This is a genomic window from Maribacter sp. ACAM166 (genome assembly GCF_005771495.1).
Classification (GTDB): domain Bacteria; phylum Bacteroidota; class Bacteroidia; order Flavobacteriales; family Flavobacteriaceae; genus Maribacter.
The window spans coordinates 135322-149009 of the sequence record NZ_VAUW01000006.1; the positions used below are offsets into that span (position 1 = coordinate 135322).

At 36.4% G+C, this 13688-nt stretch carries 15 protein-coding genes; all 15 read left to right on the top strand.

The features are described 5' to 3' along the window. Positions 1 to 34 precede the first annotated feature (34 nt). Positions 35 to 730: an ABC transporter ATP-binding protein gene (locus ES765_RS06915; protein ID WP_138112585.1), complete on the top strand. Its 696-nt coding sequence runs from the start codon at positions 35 to 37 to the stop codon at positions 728 to 730. A 324-nt stretch (positions 731 to 1054) separates the two neighbouring features. Continuing rightward, positions 1055 to 3610: a tetratricopeptide repeat protein gene (locus ES765_RS06920; RefSeq protein ID WP_138112588.1), complete on the top strand. Its 2556-nt coding sequence runs from the start codon at positions 1055 to 1057 to the stop codon at positions 3608 to 3610. Positions 3611 to 3613: 3 nt separating this feature from the next. Next, positions 3614 to 4048: a polymer-forming cytoskeletal protein gene (locus tag ES765_RS06925; protein ID WP_138112590.1), complete on the top strand. Its 435-nt coding sequence runs from the start codon at positions 3614 to 3616 to the stop codon at positions 4046 to 4048. Next, positions 4026 to 4250, top strand: a complete 225-nt coding sequence (locus ES765_RS06930; protein WP_138112592.1) for an AtpZ/AtpI family protein — start codon at positions 4026 to 4028, stop codon at positions 4248 to 4250. Before ES765_RS06925 ends, ES765_RS06930 begins: the two co-directional genes overlap by 23 nt. 6 nt (positions 4251 to 4256) lie before the next feature. Further along, entirely contained in the window at positions 4257 to 4649 is a 393-nt protein-coding gene (locus ES765_RS06935) for a DUF6168 family protein (RefSeq protein ID WP_138112594.1), read from the top strand. Positions 4650 to 4737: 88 nt separating this feature from the next. Then, entirely contained in the window at positions 4738 to 5916 is a 1179-nt protein-coding gene (atpB, locus tag ES765_RS06940) for a F0F1 ATP synthase subunit A (RefSeq protein ID WP_138112596.1), read from the top strand. Positions 5917 to 5955: 39 nt separating this feature from the next. Next, positions 5956 to 6144 (top strand): ATP synthase F0 subunit C, encoded by a 189-nt coding sequence (atpE, locus tag ES765_RS06945; protein WP_013993139.1) that lies wholly within the window; start codon positions 5956 to 5958, stop codon positions 6142 to 6144. An 88-nt stretch (positions 6145 to 6232) separates the two neighbouring features. After that, positions 6233 to 6733: a F0F1 ATP synthase subunit B gene (locus tag ES765_RS06950; RefSeq protein WP_138112598.1), complete on the top strand. Its 501-nt coding sequence runs from the start codon at positions 6233 to 6235 to the stop codon at positions 6731 to 6733. A gap of 8 nt (positions 6734 to 6741) precedes the next feature. Further along, entirely contained in the window at positions 6742 to 7281 is a 540-nt protein-coding gene (gene atpH / locus ES765_RS06955) for an ATP synthase F1 subunit delta (RefSeq protein WP_138112600.1), read from the top strand. 62 nt (positions 7282 to 7343) lie between these two features. Beyond that, complete coding sequence (atpA, locus tag ES765_RS06960; RefSeq protein WP_138112602.1) at positions 7344 to 8924, top strand: F0F1 ATP synthase subunit alpha; 1581 nt, start codon at positions 7344 to 7346, stop codon at positions 8922 to 8924. 81 nt (positions 8925 to 9005) lie between these two features. Beyond that, on the top strand, positions 9006 to 9866 hold the full coding sequence (gene atpG / locus ES765_RS06965) for an ATP synthase F1 subunit gamma (RefSeq protein WP_138112604.1): 861 nt from the start codon (positions 9006 to 9008) through the stop codon (positions 9864 to 9866). Between the two features lie 127 nt (positions 9867 to 9993). Then, positions 9994 to 11214 (top strand): TCR/Tet family MFS transporter, encoded by a 1221-nt coding sequence (locus ES765_RS06970; protein ID WP_138112606.1) that lies wholly within the window; start codon positions 9994 to 9996, stop codon positions 11212 to 11214. A gap of 71 nt (positions 11215 to 11285) precedes the next feature. Next, positions 11286 to 11690 carry a hypothetical protein gene (locus ES765_RS06975; RefSeq protein WP_138112608.1) on the top strand — a complete coding sequence of 135 codons (405 nt, stop codon included), beginning with the start codon at positions 11286 to 11288 and terminating at the stop codon, positions 11688 to 11690. Between the two features lie 84 nt (positions 11691 to 11774). After that, complete coding sequence (locus ES765_RS06980) at positions 11775 to 13235, top strand: lipopolysaccharide biosynthesis protein (protein ID WP_138112610.1); 1461 nt, start codon at positions 11775 to 11777, stop codon at positions 13233 to 13235. Further along, the gene (dut, locus tag ES765_RS06985; RefSeq protein ID WP_138112612.1) at positions 13232 to 13666 is read left to right on the top strand and encodes a dUTP diphosphatase; all 435 of its coding nucleotides are present in this window, start codon (positions 13232 to 13234) and stop codon (positions 13664 to 13666) included. Before ES765_RS06980 ends, dut begins: the two co-directional genes overlap by 4 nt. Positions 13667 to 13688 lie beyond the last annotated feature (22 nt).

Consider the following 13688-nt stretch of genomic DNA (forward strand, 5'->3'; position numbering starts at 1 on the left):
TATCATCTTATAAATACAATTTGAATTTCCAGATATGATTACAATAGAAAATTTAACTAAAAAATACGGATCACAAATAGTTTTACATATCGAGGAATTATCCATTCCTAAAGGGCAAAGTTTTGGCTTGGTAGGTAATAACGGCGCAGGGAAAACAACGCTTTTTAGTTTGTTGTTAGATTTAATACAACCAACCAGCGGGCATGTCATTAACAATGAAGTTCAGGTAAATACAAGCGAAGCATGGAAACCGTTTACTTCTTCATTTATAGATGAAACGTTTTTAATAGGTTATTTAACTCCAGAGGAATATTTTTATTTTATTGGGGATTTGAGGGGACAGAGTAAAGCAGATGTAAATGCGCTGCTGGCACAGTTTGAAGACTTTTTCCACGGGGAGATTTTGGGACAGAAGAAATATCTACGTGACCTCTCCAAAGGAAATCAGAAAAAGGCGGGTATTGTAGCATCGTTTATCGGAAACCCAGAAGTAGTTGTCTTAGACGAGCCCTTTGCAAATCTAGACCCTACGACACAAATTCGTTTAAAGGAAATTATTAAAGACCTTGCAGCTAAAGACAATGTAACCGTGTTGATCTCTAGTCACGATTTAATTCATGTGACCGAAGTTTGTGAGCGTATTGTAGTATTGAACAAGGGCGAAGTGGTAAAAGATATTCAAACGTCTACGGAAACTTTAAAGGAGTTGGAGCAGTTTTTTGCTAAATAAACACCGTGTTCTTGTTTTAACAACTGTATTTTATCGATGTTCGACATATATACCATAAACCGACTATTCAGTTGGTTTAATGATTTAAGGAGAAATTCTAGCATGAATTAAAAGACGATTTTAACTACAAAAATTTCGTTGACTGGTAATACCACCTTTGCGTAGTCTAAGAAAAGTGGTGGAAACAGACCGGCCGGTCGGTAAGATTACCGACGTATAGGTGTTATACTTTTATTTTAGCATAAATAAATTATCCTTTTACCGATGAACTGAATAATAAAATGGTTGTTTTTAAGTTAATCATACATACGTAGATCATCTAATTTGAATCTTAGAAAAAAACTTATTTTATTCGGTATTTTAGGAACCTTGCTCTTTAATGCATGTTCCACTAAAAAAGATGCTTTTATAAATCGTAATTGGCATGCACTTAACACCAAGTATAACACCTTGTATAATGGTAATATTGCTTTTGAAGAAGGCCGTAATAGCTTAAACGACACGTATCAAGATGACTACTTTGAAATCTTGCCCGTAGAGCGTTTGAAGGTAAGTGGTGAGGTGAAGTTAGATTCAGAAGACAACAACCCTAATTTTTTAAAGGCAGAAGAAAAAGCGACCAAAGCAATTCAGCGCCATAGTATGGATATTAGAGATGAGGAGCGTAACCCACAAACAGACGAGGCTTTTCTTTTACTTGGTAAGGCCCGTTATTTTGATGAACGTTATATTCCTGCACTAGAGTCTTTTAATTATATTCTGAATAAATACACTGAAAGTGATAAACTGAACGAAGCTAATATTTGGAGAGAGAAAGTCAATATTCGTTTAGATAATGATGATTTGGCAATTAAGAACTTGAAGAGACTATTCAAGTTTGAGCAACTGAAAGATGAAGAATATGCAGATGCTAGGGCAATGATGGCTCAAGCCTATATTAATCTTAATGTTCCAGATACAGCAGTTCAAAATCTTAAAATCGCATCGCACTACACTAAAAAGAATCCAGAACAAGGAAGGTATTATTTTATCATTGGGCAACTATATGATCAATTGGGATATAAGGATAGTGCTAATTATGCATTTGACAAGGTTATTGAATTGAATAGAAAATCGCCACGGGTCTATATGATTAATGCTGAAATTCAAAAATTAAAGAATACAAAAATCACTGCCGAAAACAGGGAGGTTATTTTGGAGTATTTAACGAATTTGGAAGAAAATAGGGAGAACAGGCCTTTTTTGGATAAGATTTTCAGGCAGATAGCGGAGTTTCATTTGGAACAGGAATCGGATAGTTTGGCAATTAATTATTTCAATAAATCACTTAGGGCTTCACAGAATATACCAAAGTTGAATGCCCTTAATTATGAAAACCTGGCAGAGTATAATTTTGATGAAAGCAGTTACAAAGCTGCTGGGGCTTATTATGATAGTGTGCTCACCAATTTAGTGGAGAATACCAAGAAATACAGGTCCATTAAAAAGAAATTAGACAACCTTGAGGATGTTATAAAGTATGAAGATATTGTTCAATATGCTGATAGTGTAATTACCCTTTATCAAATGCCCAAGGAGGAGCAATTGGCCTATTTTGGCAAGTATATTGAAGATTTACAGAAAGCAAAGGAGGCAGCCCAGAAAAAGGAAAAAGATAGAATTACAGATGGTTTTCTCGCCTTTAACAAAAGTAAGGGAGGTAAAGAGAATAAAGGAAAATTCTATTTCTACAATATTACCAGCTTAGGTTATGGCCAGAACGATTTTAAGAATACGTGGGGCAATAGGGAGTTAACCGATGATTGGCGTTGGTCAGACAAATCTCTTATCGCTTCACGGGACGATATTGCACTAAACACAGAAGCGCTAACAGATACGTTAGGGCTCGTGGGTGAAGATGAGCAGTTTTCTTTGGATTTTTATATGAACCGTTTACCTACCGATGTCGTAGTAATTGACAGTCTTAAAACTGAACGAAATTTCGCCAATTATCAATTAGGGTTGATTTATAAGGAAAAATTCAATGAATTTATATTGGCGGCTGGTAAATTGGAAGATGTGTTAGACTCTAATGCTGAGGAGCGTTTGATTCTTCCTTCAAAATACAATCTTTATAAAATATATGAAGAAGTAGGTAGTCCGTTAAAGAATAGTATGAAGGCCGATATCATTGCCAATCATGGTGATTCTAGATATGCCGAAATTTTATTGAATCCCCAGGCGGTACTCGCTGATGATTCCAATAGTCCAGAAAAACGGTATGAGGCCCTGTACAAACAATATAAGGACCAGCACTATTTGCAGGTTATTACGGGTGCAGAAGAAAACATAAATAGGTACACAGGTGACCCCATTGTTCCCAAATTTGAAATGCTGAAAGCAAATGCCATCGGAAGGTTACAGGGTTTTGAGCCGTTTAAGGAGGCGTTGAACTATGTAGCATTGACCTACCCAAATAATCCGGAAGGTAAAAAGGCAGAACAAATGGTAGCCGAACAACTTCCAAAATTAGAACCTAAGGAATTTTCGCCAGAAACAGATTCCAAAGGAACATCCAACTGGAAAGTAGTTTTTCCATTCAAAAGGAGCAATACTGAAAAGGCATTAAAATTGATGGAATTACTAGAGAAGTCTATTGAAGATTTACGGTATAAAAATATCGTTTCAAGAGATATATACACTCTTGAAGATCAATTTGTAGTTGTGCATGGTTTTAAATCGAAAAATTTCGCACTAGGGTATGCAGAGCTTCTAAAAAACAATAAGGATTACCGTGTGGCTGATGAGAATTTTGTAATTTTATCAGACAACTATAAGATTATACAGGTACATAAAAACATAATCGAATATCGAAATACGCTTTTAACCCCAAAACCGTGAACAATGTTTTCAGACAGACAAAAACCTAAGGCTATGAATGAAATAGGAGGACAACCTAATAGAATTGAAAAGAACACCAAAATAAAAGGTGATATTATTTCTGAAGCAGATTTTCGTATCGACGGTAAATTAGACGGAAATGTAAAAACATCCGGTAAAGTTGTCATCGGTAAAGATGGTTACATCCATGGGAAAGTTGAATGTGTAAATGCCGATATTGAAGGCAGCTTTAATGGCGAACTTTTGGTGTCAGAACTATTATCCTTAAAGGCATCTGCAGTTATAGAAGGTACAGTTTCCGTTAATAAGTTAGCCGTAGAACCAGGTGCAACTTTTAATGCTTCTTGTACTATGGGAGGTAAAAAAAGTTCAGGTTCGAATACCGGTTATAAATCATCAACGGCAAATAGCAGTAATGAAGCCGCAAAAGCCTCGTGATAATTCTCAATTATTAAGATCGGCAGCAAGCCTATCTAGTATTGCCATTCAAATGGGGGTGACCATTTATTTGGGGAACTTACTAGGCGAATGGTTAGATTTTAAGTTCGAAAAAACATATTTAGAGGATAGCATAACATTACTTGCTGTATTTTTGTCCATGTATTTGGTCATTAAAAAAGTAATGGCCTTAAATAAATAGGGTTACTTGTTAAAAAAAATAGTCATAGTCATAGTCGTGTTCCTTTTAGTGGGCACGACTTCTTATTTTCTCCATATTTTTCTTTTAGAAGAAGAGGTAGAGCGTTTTATACCACTTCTACAAAAAGCCTATATTTTCCATTTTAGCTTTTCTTTGGTTTTGCTCCTTTCGTTTCTAGTACTTGCTCAATTCAATAAATATTTTGAGCAACTAGGATTTATCTATATGGGTTTATTGGTCTTGAAAATTATCATTTTCGCAGGTTTTTTTTATCCACAACTTTTAGGAGATAATTTGTTGTCCAGGTTCTACAGGGCTTCTTTATTAATTCCTGTTATTGTATTTTTGCCGCTTGAAGTGATTTTCATTTCAAAAATATTACAAGGTAAAAAAGCTTAAATTTTAAAGCTATAAATTTGCGCAAATTAGGTTAATAATGACTAATTTTGCGCAAAATTTCAAGCAGCAAAATTTTGAAAAAGAAATAATGAAGAAAGTTTCAAAAACGTTAAAAACGGTAGCACTACTTTTTATCCTATGCTTTTCCTTACAAGGATTTGCATCTTCTGACAAGGATCAAAACCCTGCGGTTGATACTAAAGAAGAGGTAGATGCATATATTTTGCACCATATTAAAGATGCACATGACTTTCATTTGTTTTCTTATACTGCAAGTAATGGTGAAAGAAATCATATTGGGTTTCCACTACCTGTAATCGTTTGGACTAATAATGGTTTGGCAACGTTTATGTCATCTGCTTTTCATCACGATGATGAAGGTGAAGTAGTGGTAGAGCGCAATGGATCGAGATTAGTAAAACTGCATAGTAAGATTTACGAATTAGAAGCAGGTGCTTCAAAAGTGGAGCTTGATGAAGCCAACCATGCAACTAATGCACATAAAGTATTGGATTTTTCTATTACTAAAAGTGTAATGGGAATATTGTTCGTCGGTCTTTTTATGTTAATAGTTTTTTCTGCGTTAGCAAGACAATACACCAATAAAAAAGTACCTACAGGTTTTGGAAGGGTTTTAGAGCCTTTGGTTATATATGTTAGAGATGAAATTGCACTGCCTAATATTGGTGAAAAGAAATACAGAAAATTCACAGGATATCTTTTAACAGTATTCTTTTTTATCTGGATTTTGAACTTATTAGGATTGACTCCTTTCGGATTTAATGTGACGGGTCAATTAGCGGTAACGGCAGCCTTGGCAATCTTTACTTTAGTAATATATACGGTAAGTGGAAATAAAGATTATTGGATGCACATGCTTTGGATGCCTGGAGTGCCCGTTTTAATTAGACCAGTATTGGCTATTATAGAATTGGCTGGAGCATTTATAATTAAACCGTTCTCGTTGTTGGTGCGTTTGTTTGCCAATATTTCTGCTGGTCACATTGTGGTAATGAGTCTTATTGCAATTATGTTCACGTTGAAAAAGAGTTTAGGTGTTGTAGGCGCTACGGGTCTTTCATTAGTGTTAGCATTTTTCATAACCTTAATAGAAGTATTAGTGGCGTTTTTACAAGCCTATATATTTACAATGTTATCGGCGTTGTTTATTGGTATGGCGGTTGCTGAACATGATCACGATCATGCACATGATGTTAAAGGGCACGATGTTCCTGATGCAGAAGATGTAAGAGGAGATTTCATTTAAAAGAGAGTTTTTTTAATTTAATATATAAATCAGTTTACTATGTACAATTTAATTGGAGCAGGTTTAATCGTAATCGGAGCAGGTATTGGACTTGGTCAAATCGGTGGAAAGGCAATGGAAGGTATTGCTCGTCAGCCAGAAGCGACCGGTAAAATTCAAACTGCGATGATTATCATCGCTGCACTTTTGGAAGGTTTGGCATTCGGTGCCTTGTTCTTAGGAAAATAAGAACGCAAAACCAAAGAACATTCTCCTGCAACGGTTGGTTGCAGGAAGTGTTTTTTAATTATTGATTTAGGATTTAAAAAATAAACATATGGAAGTTTTATTGAACGATTTTTCACCAGGCCTGTTTGTTGTTCAGACGATTTTATTGTTGGGGTTAATTTTGTTATTGGTGAAATTCGCTTGGAAACCAATTTTGAATTCGTTGAACGAAAGGGAGTCTGGTATACTAGATGCCTTGGCATCTGCTGAAAAGGCTCGTGCAGACATACAGAATTTGCAAGCAGATAACGAAAAGATGCTTCAAGTGGCTCGTACTGAGCGAGAGGCTATGTTGAAAGAAGCACGTGAAATTAAAGATAAAATGATTTCTGATTCTAAGGAGCTGGCTAAAGTAGAAGGGGATAAAATGTTGAAACAGGCGCAAGCAGCTATCGAAAGTGAAAAGAAAGCGGCTGTTGCAGATATTAAAAATCAAGTAGCAGAATTATCTGTTGCCATTGCCGAAAAGGTTATAAAAGAAGAGTTATCTAGCAACGAAAAGCAATTGAAATTGGTAGATTCAATGTTGAGCGATATAAAACTTAACTAAGAGATATAATGAGCGAATCTAGAGCGGCATTACGTTACGCAAAGGCAATATTGGATATGGCCAAGGAAAAGAAAGCCTTGGATGCCGTAGAAAAAGATATGCGGTCAATAGTCTCTACTATTTCTGATAGTAAAGAACTACAAGATGTATTAGCAAGTCCGGTTGTGTCAGGCGCATCTAAAAACAATGCGCTAATTGAAATCTTTAAGGGTAGTCATGCAATAACCGAAGGTTCTATTAGCATGTTGGTTGATAATAAGCGTATTGGGATGCTGAACGAGGTAGCCTTGAAATATATTATTCTCAACGAACAATTAAAAGGAAAAGACGTAGCTTACGTAACTACCGTTGTGCCTTTAAATGCTTCGATGGAGAAAAAGGTGCTAATACAAGTTGCGAATATAACGGGCAACGAGGTTACTATTGAGAACATAATTGATGAAAGTATCATTGGTGGGTTTATCTTGAGAGTTGGAGATTTACAATATGATTCTAGTATAGCCAATAAGCTAAGTAATATTAAAAGAGAATTTTCGAATAGTCTATAATAACTATATGGGTCGAGGATGTTTTTTACATTTATCGCCTTATATCTTATATCTAATTAAAAATGGCAGGAGTAAAAGCCGCTGAAGTATCAGCAATTTTAAAGAAACAATTATCAGGATTTGATGCTACCGCTACTTTGGATGAAGTAGGTACTGTTTTACAGATAGGTGATGGTATCGCAAGGGTTTACGGATTGGCAAATGCCCAATATGGGGAATTGGTTGAGTTCGAAGGCGGACTTGAAGGTATCGTATTGAACCTTGAGGAAGATAATGTTGGTGTGGTTCTTTTAGGAGCTTCAAGATCTGTAGGTGAAGGTGATACCGTTAAACGTACACAACGTATCGCATCTATTAAAGTTGGTGAAGGAATTGTTGGTCGTGTGGTTGATACTTTAGGTACCCCAATTGACGGTAAGGGGCCTATTTCTGGCGAAACTTATGAAATGCCATTGGACCGTAAAGCTCCTGGGGTGATTTATAGAGAGCCTGTAACAGAGCCAATGCAATCTGGTATTAAAGCAATTGATGCCATGATTCCGGTAGGAAGAGGACAACGGGAACTTGTAATTGGTGACCGTCAAACTGGTAAGACTACGGTGTGTATCGATACCATTTTGAATCAAAAAGAATTTTACGATGCTGGTAAACCTGTTTATTGTATCTATGTAGCCATTGGTCAGAAGGCATCAACGGTAGCTGGTATTGCTCAAGTATTGGAAGATAAAGGAGCTATGGCCTATACTACTATTGTAGCGGCTAACGCATCGGATCCTGCACCAATGCAAGTATATGCGCCATTTGCAGGAGCATCGATTGGAGAGTATTTCCGTGATACGGGTCGTCCAGCATTAATTATATACGATGATTTGTCAAAACAAGCAGTTGCATATCGTGAGGTATCTCTTTTGTTAAGAAGACCACCAGGACGTGAAGCATATCCAGGTGACGTTTTCTACCTACACTCTAGATTATTAGAGCGTGCTGCAAAAATTATCAATGACGATGATATCGCAAGGGAAATGAACGATTTGCCAGAGGTATTAAAGCCAATGGTAAAAGGGGGCGGTTCTTTAACTGCATTGCCTATCATTGAAACACAGGCAGGTGACGTTTCTGCTTATATTCCAACTAACGTAATTTCGATTACTGATGGACAGATATTTTTGGAGCAAGATTTGTTTAATCAAGGTGTGAGACCGGCGATTAACGTAGGTATTTCTGTATCTCGTGTTGGTGGTAATGCCCAGATTAAATCGATGAAAAAAGTAGCAGGTACGTTAAAATTAGACCAAGCACAGTTCCGTGAACTAGAGGCATTCGCCAAATTCGGTTCTGATTTAGATGCAGCTACCTTGAATGTGATTGAAAAAGGACGTAGAAACGTTGAAATATTAAAGCAAGCACAGAACGATCCATTTACAGTTGAAGATCAAGTTGCAATTATCTATGCAGGTTCAAAGAACTTGTTAAGAGATGTGCCAGTTGAGAAAGTAAAGGAATTTGAACGTGACTATTTAGAATTCCTTAATGCGAAGCACAGGGACGTTTTAGATACGTTGAAAGCTGGGAAACTTACAGATGAAGTTACAGATACGTTAACCGCTGTTTGTAAAGATCTTTCTGCTAAATATAAAAGTTAAATAAGTACGGAGTACTGCGTAGTAAGTACAAAGTATTATCATGACTTATTACTTTGTACTGCTTACTAAATACGGATTAAAATGGCCAATTTAAAGGAAATACGGAATAGGATTTCATCGGTTTCATCAACGATGCAGATTACCAGTGCTATGAAAATGGTTTCTGCTGCCAAATTGAAGAAGGCACAAGATGCTATTACGGCTATGAGACCTTATGCGGATAAGCTAACTGAATTGCTACAAAATTTAAGTACTAGTTTAGAAGGGGATTCTGGTAGTAGATATGCGGATGAACGTATAGTGAAAAAGGTTTTGATTGTTTCTATAACTTCAAATAGAGGTCTTTGTGGTGCTTTCAACACTAACATTTTAAAACAATCTGTAAATCTTGCTGAAAATGTACATTTAGGTAAAGAAGTAGATTTTGTTGCTGTTGGTAAGAAAGCTAATGATTATTTAGGAAAGCGTTTCAACGTTATCGCAAATCATAGTGGTGTTTACGATGACTTGACTTTTGATAATGTTGCTGAGATTGCAGAAAGTTTAATGGAACTTTTTACAAATGGAGACTATGACCGTATTGAAATTGTATATAACAAATTCAAAAATGCGGCTACTCAAATTATAATGACAGAGCAGTTTCTACCTATCGTTCCATTGGAAACAGAGGGTAGTACTAGTGCAGATTATACTTTTGAACCTTCAAAAGTTGAAATCATAGAACAGTTAATTCCAAAATCTTTAAAGACACAATTGTATAAAGGGATTAGAGATTCTTTCGCCAGTGAGCATGGAGCGCGTATGACAGCCATGCATAAAGCGACTGATAATGCGACTGAGATGCGTGATCAATTGAAACTAACGTATAACAAAGCAAGACAGGCTTCGATTACCAATGAAATTTTGGAAATTGTAGGTGGTGCGGAAGCATTGAAAAACTAAATGATTTTAATCTTTATGTTATAAAGGTTATTATAATACAAGGCAAAAACGAAACCTCACATTTATGTGAGGTTTTGTTTTTAACAGGTTTTGGGATTCCTTTTTTTATCCGACTTTTGCTTTAATCATGAAATCTAAAAAAACAGCTTTACTTTTTATTTTCATAACCATTCTAGTTGATGTCATAGGCATTGGTATTATACTTCCTATTATTCCTGATTTAATCATGGAATTGACAGGGGAAGGAAATCATATGGCTATCATCTACGGAATGTGGCTTACGACAGCTTTTGCCGGTATGCAATTCTTGTTTTCTCCTGTATTAGGTGAAATATCGGATAGATATGGTAGGCGACCCATACTGCTGTTAGCCCTTTTAGGCTTGAGTATCGACTATATGATACATGCATGGGCACCAACCATAGCGTGGTTATTTTTAGGGAGGTTTTTGGCAGGTATCACTGGGGCGAGTTTTACAGTAGCATCCGCCTATATTGCAGATGTAAGTACGAAAGAGAATAAAGCTAAAAACTTTGGTTTGATTGGTGCTGCCTTTGGAGTGGGGTTTATTATTGGCCCTGGAATTGGCGGATATTTCGGTGAGATCAATATCAGATTACCGTTTTATATTGCAGCAGGATTAACATTTGCGAATTTCTTGTTTGGTTATTTCTTTGTTCCAGAATCATTAGCCCTTGAAAATCGAAGGAAAATAAATTTTACGAAAATGATTCCTGGAGTGTCTTTGGTCGCCCTTAGGAATTACAAAGGACTTTTATTACTCATATCTGCTTTCTTTTTAGCAAACTTAGCTGGTCAAGCTTTGCCTTCTACGTGGTCATATTATGGAATAGAACGGTATCATTGGAACCCAAGACAGATAGGAATATCTCTAATGGTAGTTGGTCTTTTGGTTGCCATTGTTCAGGGTTTTCTGGTCGGCGTGTTGGTGAAAAAGTTTGGAAAGAGAAAAGTAATCACCTACGGATTTTTACTCTGGACCGTGGGCATGTTCTTATTTTCTTTTGCTAAAGAACCGTGGATGCTTTACGCTTTCTTGATACCCTATGCTTTAGGAGGAATTGCTGGACCAACGGTGCAAGGGGTAATATCCAATCAGGTTTCCGAAAAAGAACAAGGAATTTTACAAGGCTCCATAACCGGACTCGTTAGTATAACTGCCATTTTGGGCCAATTAATTTTCTCTCCTGTGTTTTACTTCTTTATACGACCAGAAGGCACTATTTACTTTCCTGGCGCTCCGTATACTTTAGCTGCTTTGTTCTTGATAGTAGCTTTTGGCTTTGCGTATACAGCGATAAATCGTATGGACGTTGAGCCAGAATAAACCGATAATCGATTTACAAGGTCTTGACACTAGCTTTGGTTATCTATCTTTATCACAAATTAAAATATATCATGAGAAAGTTTCTAAACTTAATAGTGTTGCTGTGCATTAGTATGACAAGCTGTACTTCTCAAAAGAAGCTACAAAGTGAAACACCTTTTGAGACAGGAAAGGCTTCATGCCAAGAATGGGTTAGCGGTCGAGAAACAAATGGTTCGGGAACGGAATTAAAAACGCTAATGTCGTTTTCTGATACGTCCACGATAGAAGTTAAAGAAGTCTATTTTCGAGGAAAACAAGTTAAGACAACCCTAACGTCTTCAGAAGATTATTATGTTGTTGCTAAAATTTTAAATTCTAATGAAGAATATTCAGAAACAATTGATTTTGAATTCAAACCAGACGAAGCAGTCTTAAGTTATGTAGAGCATGAGGAAATCAAATATATTAAGAATACAGGGGTAAAGGAAAACTAGCTTTTAACGTATAAAAGTGCCCCCAAAAACTAACTTTGTAAACAGGCTTTTAATAGGTACATTTAAAGCTTCAATTTAAGGTGTTTGAATCCACTCAAAAAATTATTTAAGCAAACAGCTATTTATGGCTTGGCAACTGTCTTGCCACGCATGATTTCATTTCTGTTGGTGCCTATCTACACAGATGTGATGGCTCCTGGAAAGTACGGTGAAATCACATTAATTTTTTCTTGGTTCGCAATTTTTAATGTTTTCCTAGCGTATGGCATGGAAACTGCATTTTTCCGTTTTTATAAAGAGGCAGATAACCGAAAAAAAGTTGTGAGTACCTCGTTGCTTTCTATTTTTGGGTCCACTTTTTTAATGGTCCTAGTAGGCTTGCTCTTTAAAGAAAGATTAGCATCAAGTCTAAATATAGACCTGCCATTCATGAATTCGGTGTTGGGAATTTTGGCCTTAGATGCGCTTGTTATCATTCCTTTTGCATGGCTGAGGGCTACCGAAAAGCCAATGCGTTATGCCATCGTAAAGATTTTGAATGTTTTACTCAATTTAGGGTTGAACCTGTTTTTCTTATTGCTTTTGCCTAAACTTGCCGATGGGGGTTCATCAGGGTTTTTAAATTCTATATATATACCTGACTATGAAATTCCTTATATCTTAATAGCTAACTTAATTGCAAGTGGAATCACACTACTTTTAATGATAAGGGTTTACATACGCAGGCCATATGAATTTGATGTTGAGTTATGGAAACGAATGGTGAAGTATGCAATGCCTGTAATGGTCGCTGGTATAGCTTTTACTATTAATGAAGTGTTTGACCGTTATCTTTTGACAGAATTATTACCTTCTGATATTGCAAAGAGTGAAATGGGTAAGTATTCGGCTTGTTATAAATTGGCGCTTTTTATGACGTTGTTCGCTACCGCATTTCGCATGGGTATTGAACCTTTTTTCTTTAGTCATTCAGAAACAAAAAACCCACAAAAAGCGTATGCTCAAATCACCAATTATTTTGTTGTTTTAGGTAGTGTAATTTTATTATCGGTTGTTGTTTTCGCAGATATATTAAAACAATTTTTGGTACTGAACGAGGCTTACTGGGAAGCGATGCCTATTGTACCATTAATTGTATTGGCCAGTTTTTTCTTGGGAATTTATCATAATTTATCGGTTTGGTACAAGGTAACCGACAAGACCATTTATGGCGCATATATTTCAATGATTGGTGCCGTATTGACGATAGTAATTAATTTCGCATTTATTCCATATTTTGGATATATGGCTTCCGCTATTGCCACGCTATCAGCATACGGTACAATGATGATGCTTTCATTTTATTTTGGACGGATGTATTATCCGATTCCCTATAATTTCAGAAAAATTAGCTTTTATTTAGTAGTCTCAATCTTGTTTTCTATGCTGTCATTTTACATATTTGATAGAAACCTTTTTGTAGGCATACCTCTGTTATTGCTATTCTTGGGCTTGGTATATAAACTTGAATTTGATAATCTTAAACTACTTTTTTTAAAGAGATGAACATAAAAATAATTAATAGATCAAACCATAGTTTGCCAGATTATGAAACGAGGGCATCTGCTGGTATGGATTTACGAGCTAATCTTACTGAATCAATTATTTTGCAACCTTTGGAAAGGGCAATTATAAGGACGGGACTCTATTTAGAGCTTCCCAAAGGTGTAGAGGCACAGATTAGGCCAAGAAGTGGTCTGGCGGCGAAAAAAGGGATTACCGTACTCAATGCCCCTGGCACGATTGATGCTGATTATAGGGGAGAAGTAGGGGTTATATTGGTAAACTTGTCTAACGAATCGTTTACCATTGAAGACGGTGAACGCATTGCTCAAATGGTCCTTGCTAAGCATGAGCGTGCAGATTGGAATGTGGTTGAATCTTTATCTGAAACATCGAGGGGCGAAGGCGGGTTTGGAAGTACAGGTGTCAAGTAGGGGTTTCCACTACCAAGGTCAA